The organism is Streptomyces sp. NPDC018000, from assembly GCF_044328025.1.
GTDB lineage: Bacteria > Actinomycetota > Actinomycetes > Streptomycetales > Streptomycetaceae > Streptomyces.
The window spans coordinates 157,234-173,427 of the sequence record NZ_JBIRGM010000008.1 but is presented as its reverse complement, the minus strand read 5'-3'; the positions used below and the strand labels follow the sequence as shown (position 1 = coordinate 173,427).

Sequence of the window (16,194 nt, the reverse complement as noted above, 5' to 3'; positions counted from 1 at the left end):
TGCTAACAGTCGTCAATGGTAGCCGCTGCGGGCCGCTGTTTGCAGTAATGTCTGTCACCTGCCCGGAGGGCAGCGGTCAGGGCTTGGCCGTCATGAGGGCCGCCGGCCTGAGTGAAAAGCTGCCACATTATGTGGCGGAGGAGTCACACTGACGTATTCCGCTGATGCGAGCGTACGAATCGTCACTCTTTGGCCGCGACAGGATCGCGGTAAACCGCGCCGCGTGCGGCCGTGATGGTCGCGCGGGCCGGTGTCAGTCTCGAACGCAGTGCCACCAAGGTGACCAGCGCCAGTACGGTCCCCACAAGCGGCACCACAAAACCGGCGCTCGCGCCGTGGGCGTCGGCGAGCCGCCCGGCGACCGTCACCGCGGCCGCCTGGCCGAGGGCGACCGAGCCCGTCAGCCAGGTGAACGCCTCGGTCCGGGCGGACCCCGGCACCAGCGACTCGACCAGCGTGTAGCCGCTGATCAGGGCCGGCGCGATGGAGAGCCCGACCAGCAGTCCGAGCCCGGCCAGCAGGGGCACGGAGTGCACCGCCCACAGTCCGGACGCGGTCACGGTCAGTGCCGCGTACCCGACGATCAGGCGGCGTCGCGGCCCGCTCCTCCAGGCGATGGCGCCGCAGGCGATCCCGGCCAGCATGTTGCCGGCCGCGAAGACCCCGTACAGCAGACCGTTCGCCCCGGGCCGGCCGATTTCCTCGGTGAAGGCGGTCAGCGAGACCTGCATGCCGCCGAAGACCGCGCCGATTCCCAGGAAGGCCACCGCGAGCACCCGTACACCCGGTACGGACAGGGCGGACGCATGCCGCTGGGAGGTGCCGGACGCGGTGCTGCGCACCGCGGGCTGGGTGCGGCTCTGCGCGGCGAAGAGCAGTCCACCGGCCAGAGTCAGCCCGGCCTCCGTGATCAGACCGGCCGCCGGGTGCACTCCCGTGCACAGTGCGGTGGCGAGCACCGGGCCGATGACGAAGGTGAACTCGTCCGTCACCGATTCGAAGGCGGCCGCGGTGGACATCAGCGGCGACGCCTCGCGGCCCGGTGCCGCGCCCAGTACGGCCGCCCAGCGGGCCCGTACCATCGGCCCGATCTGCGGAACGGACGCACCCGTCGGCACGGCCGCCGCGAACAGGGCCCACAGGGGCGCGTTCGCCAGCGCCAGCGCCGTCAGCGCGGATACGGACGCCGCGTGCACCAGGACACCGGGCAGCAGCACGGCGCGCTGGCCGAAACGGTCGGCGAGTTTGCCGGTCTGCGGTGCGAACAATGCCATGGAGACACCGGTCACGGCGGCGACGGAGCCCGCGCTGCCGTACGAGCCGGTGGTGTGCTGAACCAGTAGCACGATGCCGATCGTCAGCATCGCGAAGGGCTGCCGTGCGGCGAAGCCCGGCAGGAGAAACGTCCACGCACCAGGGGTGCGCAGCAACTGCCCGTAACCGGGGCGGTCGGAGACCGTGGACGCCACGGTCCATGCCTTTCTGCCGCCTGGTGGCCGAGCTCCCGCAGGTCCGGGCCGGCACAGGTGGTGCGGGCTCGTGCGGGTGCTGCCGAGAGCTGTCCTCTTCGCGCGGGACTGCGGTAGATGCCGGGCGCTCAGCAGAGGCGGAGGACGCCACGACCGCCATACGGTCGCGCCAGCTCTGCATCAGACAGAGTTGGTCGTTCAGGTTGGTCGATCGGGTTGGCCGACCCCGCTCGGGGGGCCGATCAGGTCCCTGCATGATACAGGCGGACGTCCTTGCACACCTCTGGCCGCGATGGTGTGCAAGGCCGTCCGCCCCGGATCGACAGCGTGCGCTCCTGGCTCCCCTCTCAGCGGCGCGTTTTCGGTTCGTCGGCCTTCCCGGGCTTCTTCATGGCCTTCAGCGCGTGCGCCACCTCATGTGCCACATGAGGCCCGGAGAGGCTCTCGCCGCCGTGGCCGCTCGTCCCCAGCCAGCCCGCGAGCTTGCCGCCCTCGCCGACCGCGTGCAGCCGCTCCTCCGCCGCGTCGCGCACCGGGTCGGTGGTCACCACCAGCAGTTCGTCGCCGCGCCGCAGCACGGTCGACGGCGCCGGTACGAAACTCTTCTGGTCCCGCACGACCAGGGTGACCGCGGCCCCGGCGGGCAGCCGCAGCTCCCCGACCTCCACGCCGTGCATCTTCGACTTCGCGGGGATCGCCACCGACAGCAGATGGCCGCGCAGCCGCTCCAGCGGCGCGGACTCGATGCCCAGGTCGGAGGCCTCGGCCGGGTCGTGGGCGATCTTCAGGGCCTTCGCCATCCAGGGGAGGGTCGGTCCCTGGATGAGGGTGTACACGACGACGAGCACGAAGACGATGTTGAAGATCCGGGTGGAGCCCTCGACTCCGGACACCATCGGAATGGTCGCCAGGATGATGGGCACGGCGCCGCGCAGCCCTGCCCAGGACATGAACACCTTCTCCTGCCAGGGCAGCCGGAACGGCGCCAGCGAGATGAAGACCTCCAGCGGACGTGCCACCACGGTCAAGACCAGCCCCACGATGACTGCGGGCCAGAAGTCGTCGTACAGATCGTGCGGGGTGACCAGGAGCCCGAGGAGCACGAACATGCCGATCTGGGCCAGCCAGCCGAGTCCGTCGGCGAAGCCGCGGGTGGCGGGCCAGTGCGGCAGTTTGGCGTTGCCGAGAATCATCGCGGCCAGATAGACGGCGAGGAAACCACTGCCGTGGGCCAGGGCGCCCGCCGCATAGGCGGACACCGCGATCGCCATCACGGCGATCGGATACAGACCGGAGGCGGGCAGCGCCACATGACGCAGTCCGAACGAGCCGAGCCATCCGACGGCGAGACCTATGGCCGCACCGATGGCGAGCTCCAGGGCTATCTCGCCGACCAGTACGTACCAGCTGTCCACCGGCCCCTTGGCCGAGAAGGACACCACCAGGATCACGACGGGCGCGTCGTTGAAGCCGGACTCGGCCTCCAGTACCCCGGTGATCCGGGCGGGCAGCGGCACCTTGCGCAGCACGGAGAAGACCGCGGCGGCATCCGTCGACGAGACGACCGCGCCGATGATCAGCGACTGTTGCCAGTCCAGGCCGACCAGGTAGTGCGCCCCGGCCGCGGTGACGCCGACGCTCACCGCGACGCCGACGACCGAGAGCATCGCGGCAGCCGGCAGTGCGGGTTTGATGTCTTTCCACTTCGTGCCCAGGCCACCCTCGGCGAGGATCACGACAAGTGAGGCATAGCCGATCACCTGGGTCAGTTCCGCATTGTCGAACTTGACGTCGAAGATGCCGTCCTGCCCTATGACGATCCCGATGCCGAGGTACAGGAGCAGGCTGGGGAGCCCGCTGCGGGACGAGATGCGCACCGCCGCCACGGCGACGAGCAGGACGAGTGAGCAGACGAGCAGGAGTTCGTTGAGCGTGTGGACAGTCAGTGGCCGTTCCTTCCCTGCGTACGTCTGCCGAATCCGACTTTCGGCATCGGCCGTTGGCGGCCGTTACTTCGTTACCTTACCTAATCTTTAACGTTTTCTTGACGCACTCGATCGTTCGTACGACCACTGTGCGATTCGAGCCATCCCGATGCCGCGTCAGAGCCGCTCCCGCGCTGCGCCTATGGTTGCTCCTGCACTCCCAGGACCACCTGCCCCTCGAAGGACAGCGATGCCCGCCAACACAACCGCCCCTTCCGGCGCCACCGGCTCCGCCGGTGGGAAGACCGGCAAAAAGAAGGGGCGACGTGCCCGCCTGATCGTGATCGTCCTGGTGCTGGCGCTTGTCGCGGGTATCGGTTACGGCGCGTTCTGGTCCGTATCGACCGTGCGGGCCTCGTACCCGCAGACGACCGGTTCCATCAAGCTCGACGGCTTCGACGGCAACGTCGACGTCAAGCGCGACAGCTACGGGATCCCGCAGCTGTACGCGGACACCGACGCCGACCTCTTCCGCGCCCAGGGCTTCGTACAGGCGCAGGACCGCTTCTGGGAGATGGACGTCCGCCGTCATATGACGGCGGGCCGCCTCTCCGAGATGTTCGGCCCCGGACAGGTCGAGACGGACTCCTTCCTGCGCACGCTCGGCTGGCACAAGGTCGCTCAGGAGGAGTACGACAACGTCCTGTCCGCGGACACCAAGAAGAACCTCCAGGCGTACGCGGACGGCGTGAACGCCTACCTCAAGGGGCGCGACGGCAAGGACATCTCCGTCGAGTACGCCGCCCTCGGCCTCACCAACGACTACAAGCCGAGTGAGTGGACCCCGGTCGACTCGGTCGCCTGGCTCAAGGCCATGGCCTGGGACCTGCGCGGCAATATGCAGGACGAGATCGACCGCTCGCTGATGACCAGCAGGCTCGACGCGAAGCAGATCGAGGACCTCTACCCGGCCTACCCGTACGACAAGCACAAGCCGATCGTCCGCGACGGCGCGATCTCCTCGGTCACCGGGGAGTTCGACCCGGCTGCGACGTCGTCGACGAGCCTCGGCTCGAACACCGCGGCGGGTGCCGCCGAGGGTCTGAACACCCAGCTCTCCTCGCTCTCCGAGACCCTCGACCAGATCCCGGCGCTGCTCGGCCCGAACGGCAACGGCATCGGGTCCAACTCCTGGGTGGTCTCCGGCGACTACACGACGACCGGCAAGCCGCTGCTCGCCAACGACCCGCACCTGGCGCCCCAGCTGCCCTCGCTCTGGTACCAGATGGGGCTGCACTGCCGCGAGATCACGGCGAAGTGCCAGTACGACACCGCCGGCTACACCTTCGCCGGGATGCCCGGCGTGATAATCGGCCACAACCAGGACATCGCCTGGGGTTTCACCAACCTCGGCGCGGACGTCAGCGACCTCTTCCTGGAGAAGGTCTCCGACGACGGCTACCTGTACGACGGCAAGGTCAAGCCCTTCACCGTCCGTGAGGAGACCATCAAGGTCGCGGGCGGCAAGAGCCGGCAGATCACCGTCCGCGAGACCAACAACGGTCCGCTGGTCTCCGACCGGAGCAGCGAACTGGACAAGGTCGGCCAGAAGGCCCCCGTCGGCAACTCGGCTCCGGACCGGGCCGAGGGGTACGCGGTCGCCCTGAAGTGGACCGCGCTGGAACCCGGCCACTCCATGGACGCCGTCTTCGAGCTCAACCGGGCCAAGGACTTCACGAGCTTCCGCAAGGCGGCCGAACACTTCGACGTTCCCTCGCAGAACCTCATCTACGCCGACACCGAGGGCCACATCGGCTACCAGGCCCCCGGGAAGATCCCGGTCCGCCTCCAGGGCGACGGCACGATGCCCAGCCCCGGCTGGTCCTCGGAGTACGGCTGGAAGAAGGACCCGATCCCGTTCGACGAGCTGCCCTACGAGTACGACCCGAAGCGCGGCTACATCGTCACCGCCAACCAGGCCGTCATCGACGAGAAGGAGTACCCCTACCTGCTCACCAAGGACTGGGGCTACGGCACCCGCAGCCAGCGGATCGACGACCTCATCCAGTCGAAGATCAAGGACGGCGGGAAGATCTCGACCGAAGACATGCAGAAGATGCAGATGGACAACACCAGCGAGATCGCCGCGCTGCTGGTGCCCGAGCTGATGAAGATCAACATCTCGGACAAGAGCGTCCGTGAGGCGCAGAAGCTCCTGGAGGGCTGGGACTACACCCAGGAGGCCGACTCGGCCGCGGCCGCGTACTTCAACGCGGTCTGGCGCAACATCCTGCAGCTGGCCTTCGGCAACAAGCTGCCCAAGGAGCTGCGGGTCGAGGGCGAGTGCCTCAATGTGCCCCGGGCCGACAGCTCGGGTCCGGTCGACGAGCAGGGCAAGCTGGTGCGCGAGTGCGGCCAGCGTGACGCGGACTCGGCGCAGCCGGACGGCGGTGACCGCTGGTACCAGGTGGTCGCCAACCTGATGGACGACCCGAACAGCGACTGGTGGAAGACGCCGGAGAGCGGCCGGGACGAGGCGACCGAGAACCGTGACCAGCTCTTCGCCCGCGCCATGGAGGACGCCTACTGGGAGCTGACCGCCAAGCTCGGCAAGGACATCAGCACCTGGAGCTGGGGACGGCTGCACCAGCTGACCCTGAAGAACCAGACGCTCGGCACCGAGGGGCCCGGTCTGCTCCAGCAGGCCCTCAACCGCGGCCCGTGGAACCTCGGCGGCGGTGAGGCCGCGGTGAATGCCAGCGGCTGGAACGCGGCGGGCGGCTACGACGTCGTCTGGGTTCCGTCGATGCGGATGGTCGTCAACGTGGGGGACTGGGACAAGTCCCGCTGGATCAACCTCACCGGCGCCTCCGGGCACGCGTTCAGCGCGCACTACACCGATCAGACCGACAAGTGGGTCAACGGTGAACTGCTCGACTGGTCCTTCGGGACGAACGCCGTCACCAAGTCGACGACCGACACCCTGACCCTCAAGCCGTAGGGCCCATCCGCCGGGTCACGGCCGGTGTCACCACCACGTCCACGGGGTGGTCGTGCGGTTCCTCAGGGACCTGCGCGACCACCTCGTTGTCGTACAGCAGGACGACCAGCGCCGGTTGCGCCCGCGCCGCGGCGAGCCGGGCCAGCACCCGGTCGTAGCTGCCGCCGCCACGGCCGAGCCGCATCCCGCGCCCGTCCACCGCGAGGCCCGGCAGCAGGACCGCATCGGCCTCCAGGACCGCGTCGGGGCCGAGCCGCTCCCCGTCCGGCTCCAGCAGCCCCCGGCCGGCCCGGACCAGGCGACCGGCTCCTTCGTAGGGTGCCCAGTCCAGGTCGTTGTCCGCGAGGAGCACCGGCAGCAGCACCCGTACGCCCCGCTCACGCAGCGCGTCCAGCAGGGCGCGGGTGCCCGGCTCGCTTCCCACCGAGACATACGCGGCGACGGTACGGGCCCCGGACAACTCCGGAAGATTCAATGCGCCCCGGGACAGGGCCGCCGCGGCGTATTCCACGTCTTCCCGGGTCAGAAGGCGCCGCGCGGCCAGCAATTCACGTCTGAGAAGCGCCTTTTGGGGCATATCGGTATTCACTGGTTACCTTAATTCTCCTGTATGTACACATAAGGTACAAAGTTAACCGGAACCTCATCTTCCGACCATGGGCACCGGATATGGTTCTGCGCATGACTCAGTCGCACACCAGGATCAGCAAGGCTGTCATCCCGGCCGCAGGCCTCGGTACCCGCTTCCTGCCGGCTACCAAAGCCACTCCCAAGGAGATGCTGCCTGTCGTTGACAAGCCCGCGATCCAGTACGTCGTCGAGGAAGCGGCGGCCGCCGGTCTCTCCGACGTCCTGATGATCACCGGCCGCAACAAGCGCGCACTCGAGGACCATTTCGACCGCAATTACGAACTGGAGTCCGCGCTCACCCGCAAGGGAGACGCCGAACGGCTCCAGAAGGTCCAGGAGTCGAGCGACCTGGCCACCATGCACTACGTCCGGCAGGGCGACCCGCGCGGCCTCGGCCACGCCGTGCTGTGCGCCGCGCCGCACGTGGGCGACGAGCCGTTCGCGGTCCTCCTCGGCGACGACCTGATCGACCCGCGCGACCCGCTGCTGGTCCGCATGGTCGAGACCCAGGAGCGCGAGGGCGGCAGCGTGGTCGCGCTGATGGAGGTCGCCCCGGAGCAGATCCACATGTACGGCTGCGCGGCCGTGGAGTCCACCGACCAGGCCGATGTGGTGCGCGTCACCGGCCTGGTCGAGAAGCCCGACACGGCCGAGGCGCCCAGCAACCTCGCCGTCATCGGTCGCTATGTCCTGGACCCCGCCGTCTTCGACATACTGCGCAAGACCGAGCCGGGCCGCGGCGGCGAGATCCAGCTCACCGACGCCCTGCAGCTTCTCGCCGAGAACGAGAAGATCGGCGGCCCCGTGCACGGCGTCGTCTTCAAGGGACGCCGCTATGACACCGGTGACCGGGGTGACTACCTCCGTGCCATTGTCAGACTCGCGTGCGAACGTGAAGACCTGGGCCCGGACTTCCGGGCCTGGCTCCGCAGTTACGTCACCGAGGAGATGTAGCACTTTGAGCAGCGCGATCTGGTCGGTTGACGAGCACCTGGAAGACATTCTCGGCGCAGTGCGGCCGCTCGAACCCATCGAGTTGCAACTGCACGACGCCCAGGGCTGCGTCCTCGTCGAGGACGTCATCGTGCAGATCGCCCTGCCGCCCTTCGACAACAGCTCGATGGACGGGTACGCGGTCCGCGTCGCCGATGTCGTGGGCGCCGACGAGGAGTCCCCCGCGGTGCTCACCGTCATCGGTGACATCGCGGCAGGCAGCGCCGGGCTGCCCGGCGGCCAAACCGTCGGCCCGGGCGAGGCCGCCCGCATCATGACCGGCGCCCCGCTGCCGGCCGGCGCCGAGGCCGTGATCCCGGTCGAGTGGACCGACGGCGGTACGGGCGGCGGCGCCGCCGACACCATGCGCGCCCACCGCGCCGCCCCCGAGGGCGCGGGCGGCGAGGTCCGCGTGCACCGCCCCGTCGAGGCCCGCGCTCATGTCAGGGCCCGCGGCAGCGACGTCAAGCCGGGCGATCTGGCCCTGCGCGCCGGATCGGTGATCGGCCCGCCGCAGATCGGGCTGCTCGCCGCGATCGGCCGCTCGACGGTGAAGGTACGGCCCCGGCCGCGCGTCGTCGTCATCTCGACCGGCAGCGAACTGGTGCAGCCCGGCGAGGAACTGACCGGCGGTCGGATCTATGACTCGAACAGCTTCGCGCTCGCGGCCGCCGCCCGGGACGCCGGAGCGATCGCCTACCGGGTCGGCGCTGTCACCGACGACGCCGACACGCTCCGCGCCACGATCGAGGACCAGCTGATCCGCGCCGACATCGTCGTCACCACCGGAGGCGTCAGCGTCGGCGCGTACGACGTCGTCAAGGAAGCCCTGTCGTCGGTGGGCGACGAGGACGAGCCCGGCGGCATCGACTTCCGCAGGCTCGCCATGCAGCCCGGCAAGCCGCAGGGCTTCGGCTCGATCGGCCCCGAACACACGCCGCTGCTGGCGCTCCCGGGCAACCCCGTCTCGTCGTACGTCTCCTTCGAGCTGTTCGTACGGCCCGCGATCCGCGCCCTGATGGGACTTCAGGACGTGAACCGCCCCACTGTCCGGGCCACGCTGAACACCGACAAGGCACTCACCTCGCCGTCCGGCAGGCGTCAGTTCCTGCGCGGCACGTACGACGCGGAGGCCGGCACCGTCACCCCCGTCGGCGGCTCCGCATCGCATCTGATCGCGGCTCTCGCCCAGGCCGATGCGCTGATCGTGCTGCCCGAGGACGTCACCTGCGCCGAGCCCGGCATGGACACCGAGGTGATCCTGCTCCGCTGATCCCCCGGCGGTGGCGGTACGGTATCTGCCGCTGTGCCTTCCCGGGGACACCCCCGGGCCCCCGGCCCGCACCCCGGTGCGGGCCCAGGGCCTGTCCGGCGGATCATGGCCGGGGCGCGGCGTCTGGTACGGCACCTCGCGGCGTTGCCGAAACGTCCGAATAGCTCCGCTATTAGGATGCTCCGGCGCCTTGCGATGCACCGCACCAGACGCCGCGCCCTGACCGACCCTGATCCGCCGGACAGGCCCTGGCGGGCAACCGGCGCCCTACCGCGAGGCGGAGTGAGTTGAGTACGCAGAACAGGCTGACGCACATCGACGAGGCGGGCGCTGCCCGCATGGTCGACGTCTCGGAGAAGGACGTCACCGCGCGGGTGGCCCGCGCGAGCGGCCGGGTTCTCGTCTCGCCGCGCGTCGTCGAGCTGCTCCGCGGCGAAGGAGTCCCCAAGGGCGACGCACTCGCCACCGCCCGTATCGCCGGAATCATGGGCGCCAAGCGCACCCCCGACCTGATCCCGCTCTGCCACCCGCTCGCCGTCTCCGGCGTCGAGGTCGGCCTGAGCGTCGCCGACGACGCGGTGGAGATCACCGCCACGGTGAAGACCACGGACCGCACCGGCGTCGAGATGGAGGCCCTGACCGCCGTCTCGGTCGCCGCGCTCACGTTGATCGACATGATCAAGGCGGTCGACAAGGCGGCGGTCATCACGGAGGTGCGGGTCGAGTCGAAGTCGGGCGGCAAGTCCGGCGATTACGTCCGCACCGCACCGGACGGAGCGGACGCATGACCGCGCCCGGAACCGGGCAGCCCGGCGACGACCGGCCGTCCGGGGCTCCGCTCGGTGGCGCGCCGGCCGCCCCGTACGCCGCTCTCGTCGTCACCGCCTCCAACCGCGCCTCGGCCGGTGTCTACGCCGACAAGGGCGGACCGCTCATCGCCGAGGCGCTCACGCGGCTCGGCTTCGCCGTCGACGGGCCGCAGGTCGTGCCCGACGGCGACCCGGTCGAACAGGCGCTGCGCGACGGGGTGGCCGCCGGGTACGACGTCATCATCACGACCGGCGGTACGGGCATCTCGCCCACCGACCGCACCCCTGACGCCACCCGCCGCGTCCTCGACCACGAGATCCCCGGCATCCCAGAGGCGATCCGCGCCGAGGGCCGCGACAAGGTGCCCACCGCCGCGCTCTCCCGCGGCCTCGCGGGTGTCGCCGGCCACACACTCATCGTGAATCTGCCGGGCTCCACCGGCGGGGTGCGCGACGGCCTCGCCGTACTCGCACGTCTCCTGGTGCACGCCGTCGACCAGCTTCGTGGCGGCGATCACCCCCGACCCGGGAGCCCGAGCTGAACGTCCCGACCTGGCCGGTGATCCTCAACGACGGCGAGATCACCCTCCGTCCGGTAAGGCTGCGCGACCAGCGCGTGTGGCGCGAGGTCAACCGGCGTAACCGTGAATGGCTGCGCCCCTGGGAAGCGACCGTGCCGCCGCCTGCCCCGGGCGGCCCGGTCGCCCAGCGTCCCACGTACCGTCAGATGGTTCGTCATCTGCGCTCCGAGGCCGCCGCGGGCCGGATGCTGCCCTTCGCCATCGAGTACGAGGGCCGTCTGGTCGGCCAGCTGACGGTCGCCGGGATCACCTGGGGCTCGATGTGCTCGGGCCACATCGGTTACTGGGTCGACCGGGACGTGGCGGGGCGCGGTGTGATGCCGACCGCGGTCGCCCTTGCTGTCGACCACTGCTTCCGCAAGGTCGGACTGCACCGCATCGAGGTCTGCATCCGGCCGGAGAACGGGCCCAGCAGAAGGGTCGTCGAGAAACTGGGATTCCGTGAGGAAGGTCTGCGTCCGCGCTATCTCCATATCGACGGCGCCTGGCGGGACCATCTGATCTACGCGCTCACCGCGGAGGAAGTGCCCGAAGGGCTGCTTCGGCGCTGGCACCGGGCACGGCCCGGAACGCCACGAGAAATAGAATGAGTGTTCGATATCGATCTCCTGTGACCGCTCCTATGACCGCAAACGAACGCGCAAACACCCATTGCCGATCTGAACAATCACAAAAAAAGTCCTTGATATCGGCCGGATCGTGCGACACACCGGGCCAATTGGCGTATGTCCCCGCGCAAACCCCTCTACGGTGTGAGACGTGAGCAGCAGCGGCCTCATTTACGCAGTCATCGTCGGGGCCTGGGCCGCCTACTTGGTGCCGATGTGGCTCCGCAGGCAGGACGAGCTCAATGAAGCCCGCCCGACGGAACGCTTCAGCACCGCCATCCGGCTGTTGTCCGGGCGGGCGGCCATGGAGCGCCGGTACGCCAAGGAGTTGCGGGAGCGCACCACCGAGGAGGCGGGGCCCGGCACCGACCCGGATGCCGTCACGGACCGATTGGATTCCGTGGACGTCCGGGCCTTCGCCGCGCCTCCGGCGCATACCGAAGCCCGGGCGTACGACCCGGCGCGCACGCCCGAGCGCCCGGACCGGGAACGCCCCGCACCCGGTTCCGTGTGGCGCACGCGCCCGCGCACCGGCGCGACGGACGCCGAGCGTGTCCGGCGCGCGCAGCGCCTCCAGGTCCTCGCGCGCCGTCGGCGCACCACCGTCGTCCTCTTCCTCGCCTTCACCCTCGGTGCGGTCGTCGCCGCGGTCGGCGGCCTCGGCTTCCTCTGGGCACCCGCGGTTCCGGCGCTGCTCCTGAGCGCGTACATCGTGCATCTGCGCACCCAGGAGCGACGCCGGTTCGCCTTCACCATGGACCGGCGCCGGGCCGAAGTGGCGGCGCAGCATCTGCGCGAGAACCGCCCCCGCAGGCACCAGCCGGCCGCGGCGCCCCCGGCCGAGACCGACGAGGAGTCCGAAGCGCGCCTCCCCGAGCCCGAGCCCGCGCCGGCGGTCTCCCCGCAGGAGGCCGGCCGCCGCGCCCTGGTCGAGCAGACGGACCACGCCGAATGGGTCGACCAGCAGCGTGAACGAGGCCTGGTCCAGGGCGACAGCTGGGAGCCAATCCCGGTCCCCCTGCCGACGTACGTCACCGCGCCGGTCGCCCCACGCGCCACGGGCAGCGTCGAGGTCGGCAACCCGGAGACCTGGAGCGCGGCCCGCTCCAGCACCGCCGAGCCCTCCCAGACGGGCACCTCGCACCCCGTGGAACCCACCGCCGCCCCGGCACCCCGCCAGCGCGCCAACCAGCCCCGCCGCACCCGCGACCGCGGCCGGACTCCGCTTTTCGACCAGTACGAGGACGGGGAACGCCCTCGTGCCGCCAACGAGTGAGGCGTCCGGTCCCCGTTGTGACACCGACTCGGCTGACCAGCGCGGACCGGATTTCCGAGCACCCCCGCAGGGATGCTAGAGTTTCACTCGTTGCAAGGGCCTGTGGCGCAGTCTGGTAGCGCACCTCGTTCGCATCGAGGGGGTCTGGGGTTCAAATCCCCACAGGTCCACCGCACATAAAGGATCCCGTCCGATCGGAAGATCGGACGGGATCCTTGCGTTTCGGAGAGTTGGACCGGGACGCCGTCGGCGGGGTGGCCGTCAGCAGAAGGTGCTCGACCTGGTCAGTGGGCCCGTTGCTGTGAGGGAGCCGACCAGCCGCGTGGCCGTCCGCCCCGAAGCCTGGCCCTCCTCCGCACCGGGAGCGCTGGTTCCAGCCGCGCCGTTCCGGTTACGGGTGGGAGCAGGAGGGGCTCGACCATGTGCGCGAACTGATGCCCCAGGTCGAGCCGCACCGGGCGTGGGCAACGTTCCAGTTCACCGGCGCCTCCGGGCGGGTCAACGAGTGTGACCTGCTGATCGCGGTGCCGGGCGGTTTGTGCCTGCTGGAGCTGAAGGGTCACCCGGGCAGGGTGGTGAATCATGGTGACACCTGGCAGTTCCACGAGAAGCGGGTACGCACGCTCAAGAACCCGCTGCACCTCACCGACCTCAAGGCCAAGGAGCTCAAGGAGCAGCTCACTCGCGCGGCGCGTGCCCTGAACGAGGACCCGAGGCTGGTTCCCTTCATCAAACCGGCGGTCTTCCTGCACGACGCCGACCTGGTGAGCGATCTCGACGAGTTCCAGCGCACCGCCGTCTACGGGCGCAACGACGGCGTCAGCGGACTTCCGGGGATCTGGGACGGTCTGCTGGGCCTGCCGCCTGAGCGTGAGAGCTGGCGCATCACGCCACGGACCGGTCTGTTGCTGGAAAAGCTGATGAAGCACATCGGCGTCAGCCACTTCTTGGGCCGACGGGGTCGTTCAGTGCCGCGGTGCCGAGTTCAGGACATCGCGCTTGGCCAGCGTCTCCGCTCCGGCTCCGGTGAGCGTGACCTTGCCGGAGTGAACGGTGTCCAATTGCTCGACCTGCTTGCCGTACCACTCAATGGCGGTCAGCAAGAACCCTGGCGTGGCCGCGCCCGGGCCGACTACGGAACCCGGGTGCTGGAACACCATGCCCAGCCGTGCCGTCCCCTCAACGCAGCGGACCACGCACACGGCCACGTCGTCCGCCGAGTCGGTAACGCCCGGCGTCACGGACTCGATGGATTCGATGCTCAGGGCTGCTTTCTCCGGCACGTTATCCAGCACGTCGGTGTGCCTCCTCGACGAAGTGCGCGATCTGTTCGGGGGTGAGCTTGGGAAGCGGATCGATGTCCCCGTTGCCGATCTTGCGTGGCACGTGGATACCCATCTCGGAGAGGATCTCCGCGGATAGACCTCGACGATGGCGTCGCCGAACCGCTCGGCCTGCGTCGCGAACACGCTGGCGACGCCGGGGTCGGACGAGGTTGGTGTGATGCCGTGCCGCTGCACACCGGGGCTGCCCTCGAAACCTGTGGTGGTTCCGCGGAACAGATGCGGAGGGCACGGTGACAGGCCGAGCGGGTCGGTCCAGGTGTGCGGATTCGGGACATACGTCGACGGGTTCGGCGCCGGGACGAGGCCGAGCGGGTCCGGGGTGAGGTATCGGGCCGTCTCCGGATCGTAATGCCGGAAGTAGTTGTAGTGCAGCCCTGTCTCAGGGTCGTAGTACTGGCCGGGGAAGCGCAGTGGCGTGTACGCGGTGCTGTCAGATGCCCATGTGGTGGTACCCCACAGGGTACGGCGGCTGCGCCAGGCGATACCGCCCTGCTCGTCGACGAGTTCGCAGGGCGCGCCGACGAGGTCGGTGACAATGGCGAAGAAGCGAGAATCGATCTCGTGATGGGCTGCGTGCACCCCGTTCGGCACACCGACTGCTGCAGGCGCTTCAACCGCACCGGCCGCTTGCACCATGATGTGTAGGCTCCCCAAGGGGCGCGCCTGAGCGCCATGCTGACCATCCCCCGCCTCCTGCGCCACCACCGCCATGATGCGTTCCGTCTGGGCCACCGGCCGCAGGCCGTCGTGGTCCCAAGTGAGGGTGACCGAATGAGGCGACTCGTCCGAGACCGTGGTCTGCCTGCTGCACGGTCCGGGTCAGGAGACGGGCCAGGCACGCGCGGTCGACGGAGCCATGGGAACGCTGTGCCCACCCGATGCGTCAACCGGGCGCCGGCCTGCCGGCCACCAGCCACAGAACACGAAACGGTCCGCCGACTCCGCCGGCAGACCGTCACGAGAGTTCGAGGCTAGAACTTGCCGTAGTAGCCGGTCAGATCAGCCTCGGGGCAGGCGATCGAACCGATCAGGCACTTGGCGTTCGCGTACGCCCGGGTGTAGACGTTGGTGACCTGGCCGCCGTCGTAGATGTAGATGTGGTGGTTGGGCATCAGGCGGTGCTTGCCCGAGCGGATGGTGTAGTTCCCGCTCTTGGTCAGGTTGATGGTGAAAGCCCCGTTGATGGCCCCCTTGACGCTGCCCAGGCCCTTGCAGAAGGGATTGGTGGCGTGCAGGGACATCCGCACGTCCACGTAACTGCTGCCGGAGCCCAGCTTCTTGACCGACATGTCCTTGGAGGTGGCGGTCTTGGTGGCGACCTTCTTGCCGGTCTTCTTGACGTAGACGTTGGTGGAGTGGACGTCCTTGTTGCCCACCACCTTCTTGGTGCTCCACGTGACTGTGGCGTGCAGGGCGGTGCGGTAATTGCTCGACTTCCAGTCGAACTTGCTGCGTCCGTCGCCGCCGAACTGGAATTTGCTGCCGTAGTCACAGCCTGCTGGGGGAGCGTCGATCTTTTTCTGCGGGATGAAGGCGATCCAGGAGAGGGTGGACGTCTTGGCAACCCCTGCGGCGGCTGCGCGGGAAGCCGCCTGCTCGCGCAGAGCCGTCAGCGATCCGGAGGCCGGGACGGACACTTTCATCCCCCACAGCCGTGCCTGTGGGGCACCGTTCTCCGTCAGCACCGGTGCGACCTGGTAGTGGTAGTCGGCGCCCGGTGCCACGTTCGTGTCGCGGAAGGAGGTGACCCCTGCGTCCAGACGGGCCACCTCTTTGCCGTCGCGGGTGACCACGTAGCGGGCGTCCTTCGCATACCCCTTCCACGACAGCTCCACGAAGGATTTGCCGGCTGCAGCGGTGATCCCCTCACGGGCCGAGGAACGGTCGACGACAGCGGTCTCTCCCGAAGCCGCCCGCATGACGCCGAACCCCTGGGCTGCCAGCATCCTGCCCTCGACGCTGTTCACGCCGACGCCGGACACGTCGTTCAGTTCGCCGGAGGACAGGGCGGATATGGAGAACGACGGAGCGCCCGGGCGCGGGTCCTGGCCGGGGGCGGCGGACGCGTGGAACCCGGTCACAACAAGTGTGAGCGGGGCCAAGGACAGCGCTGCCACCCTGGCGGAACGAGAAAGCTGCATGAATCTTCCTTCGTTTGGCAGGGGATGTGTCAACGACCCTAGGAAGGAGGGGGGTTGCGGCGTAAGTGTCTCCTCGGGCACTGCCCTGGTGGGCAGGGCCCGAAAGGGCAATGGATGCCATGCCCATGACAATCAGGGGATT

At 69.1% G+C, this 16,194-nt stretch carries 12 protein-coding genes, 1 tRNA gene and 1 pseudogene; 9 read left to right on the top strand and 5 right to left on the bottom strand.

Annotated features, from left to right (window positions below):
• Positions 1 to 182: 182 nt before the first annotated feature.
• Together ACH4EW_RS19730 and ACH4EW_RS19725 are read right to left on the bottom strand one after the other, a co-directional pair.
• Positions 183 to 1,469 (bottom strand): MFS transporter, encoded by a 1,287-nt coding sequence (locus ACH4EW_RS19730; RefSeq protein WP_398258514.1) that lies wholly within the window; start codon positions 1,467 to 1,469, stop codon positions 183 to 185.
• A gap of 347 nt (positions 1,470 to 1,816) precedes the next feature.
• Positions 1,817 to 3,355, bottom strand: coding sequence for a potassium/proton antiporter (locus tag ACH4EW_RS19725; protein ID WP_398258512.1), 1,539 nt, complete (start codon positions 3,353 to 3,355; stop codon positions 1,817 to 1,819).
• Positions 3,356 to 3,644: 289 nt separating this feature from the next.
• Between ACH4EW_RS19725 and ACH4EW_RS19720 the strand changes: the two genes are divergently transcribed.
• Complete coding sequence (locus ACH4EW_RS19720; protein WP_398258510.1) at positions 3,645 to 6,395, top strand: penicillin acylase family protein; 2,751 nt, start codon at positions 3,645 to 3,647, stop codon at positions 6,393 to 6,395.
• Here the strand turns inward: ACH4EW_RS19720 and ACH4EW_RS19715 are convergent.
• Entirely contained in the window at positions 6,385 to 6,972 is a 588-nt protein-coding gene (locus ACH4EW_RS19715; RefSeq protein ID WP_398258574.1) for a 5-formyltetrahydrofolate cyclo-ligase, read from the bottom strand. The two genes, ACH4EW_RS19720 and ACH4EW_RS19715, sit on opposite strands and share 11 nt — an antisense overlap.
• 104 nt (positions 6,973 to 7,076) lie before the next feature.
• Between ACH4EW_RS19715 and galU the strand changes: the two genes are divergently transcribed.
• The 8 genes from galU (at position 7,077) to ACH4EW_RS19675 (ending at position 13,905) form a co-directional block, all read left to right on the top strand.
• On the top strand, positions 7,077 to 7,979 hold the full coding sequence (gene galU, locus ACH4EW_RS19710; protein WP_398258508.1) for a UTP--glucose-1-phosphate uridylyltransferase GalU: 903 nt from the start codon (positions 7,077 to 7,079) through the stop codon (positions 7,977 to 7,979).
• Between the two features lie 4 nt (positions 7,980 to 7,983).
• Complete coding sequence (gene glp, locus ACH4EW_RS19705) at positions 7,984 to 9,291, top strand: gephyrin-like molybdotransferase Glp (RefSeq protein WP_398258506.1); 1,308 nt, start codon at positions 7,984 to 7,986, stop codon at positions 9,289 to 9,291.
• 287 nt (positions 9,292 to 9,578) lie between these two features.
• A complete protein-coding gene (gene moaC, locus ACH4EW_RS19700) occupies positions 9,579 to 10,079 on the top strand; it encodes a cyclic pyranopterin monophosphate synthase MoaC (RefSeq protein WP_398258504.1) in 501 nt (166 codons plus the stop codon).
• Complete coding sequence (locus tag ACH4EW_RS19695; RefSeq protein WP_398258502.1) at positions 10,076 to 10,642, top strand: molybdenum cofactor biosynthesis protein B; 567 nt, start codon at positions 10,076 to 10,078, stop codon at positions 10,640 to 10,642. The genes moaC and ACH4EW_RS19695 overlap by 4 nt, the downstream gene beginning before the upstream one ends.
• 17 nt (positions 10,643 to 10,659) lie before the next feature.
• Positions 10,660 to 11,271 (top strand): GNAT family N-acetyltransferase, encoded by a 612-nt coding sequence (locus ACH4EW_RS19690; protein WP_398258500.1) that lies wholly within the window; start codon positions 10,660 to 10,662, stop codon positions 11,269 to 11,271.
• Positions 11,272 to 11,440: 169 nt separating this feature from the next.
• The gene (gene glpR, locus ACH4EW_RS19685; RefSeq protein ID WP_398258498.1) at positions 11,441 to 12,565 is read left to right on the top strand and encodes a gephyrin-like molybdotransferase receptor GlpR; all 1,125 of its coding nucleotides are present in this window, start codon (positions 11,441 to 11,443) and stop codon (positions 12,563 to 12,565) included.
• 96 nt (positions 12,566 to 12,661) lie between these two features.
• Positions 12,662 to 12,735 (top strand) — tRNA-Ala (locus ACH4EW_RS19680).
• Positions 12,736 to 12,999: 264 nt separating this feature from the next.
• Positions 13,000 to 13,905, top strand: a complete 906-nt coding sequence (locus ACH4EW_RS19675) for an NERD domain-containing protein (RefSeq protein WP_398258572.1) — start codon at positions 13,000 to 13,002, stop codon at positions 13,903 to 13,905.
• 228 nt (positions 13,906 to 14,133) lie between these two features.
• Here the strand turns inward: ACH4EW_RS19675 and ACH4EW_RS19670 are convergent.
• Both ACH4EW_RS19670 and ACH4EW_RS19665 read right to left on the bottom strand, forming a co-directional pair.
• Positions 14,134 to 14,688: pseudogene (locus tag ACH4EW_RS19670) on the bottom strand (RHS repeat-associated core domain-containing protein); the annotation flags it as partial.
• A gap of 194 nt (positions 14,689 to 14,882) precedes the next feature.
• Positions 14,883 to 16,052 (bottom strand): hypothetical protein, encoded by a 1,170-nt coding sequence (locus ACH4EW_RS19665; RefSeq protein ID WP_398258496.1) that lies wholly within the window; start codon positions 16,050 to 16,052, stop codon positions 14,883 to 14,885.
• Positions 16,053 to 16,194: the final 142 nt, after the last annotated feature.

What these genes read in the sequence shown, in the direction of transcription:
- ACH4EW_RS19720 (WP_398258510.1), top strand. Translation starts at nt 3,645, where the DNA reads ATGCCCGCCAACACAACCGCCCCTTCCGGCGCCACCGGCTCCGCCGGT.
- ACH4EW_RS19715 (WP_398258574.1), bottom strand. Translation starts at nt 6,972, where the DNA reads ATGCCCCAAAAGGCGCTTCTCAGACGTGAATTGCTGGCCGCGCGGCGC.
- galU (WP_398258508.1), top strand. Translation starts at nt 7,077, where the DNA reads ATGACTCAGTCGCACACCAGGATCAGCAAGGCTGTCATCCCGGCCGCA.
- ACH4EW_RS19695 (WP_398258502.1), top strand. Translation starts at nt 10,076, where the DNA reads ATGACCGCGCCCGGAACCGGGCAGCCCGGCGACGACCGGCCGTCCGGG.
- ACH4EW_RS19675 (WP_398258572.1), top strand. Translation starts at nt 13,000, where the DNA reads ATGCCCCAGGTCGAGCCGCACCGGGCGTGGGCAACGTTCCAGTTCACC.
- ACH4EW_RS19665 (WP_398258496.1), bottom strand. Translation starts at nt 16,052, where the DNA reads ATGCAGCTTTCTCGTTCCGCCAGGGTGGCAGCGCTGTCCTTGGCCCCG.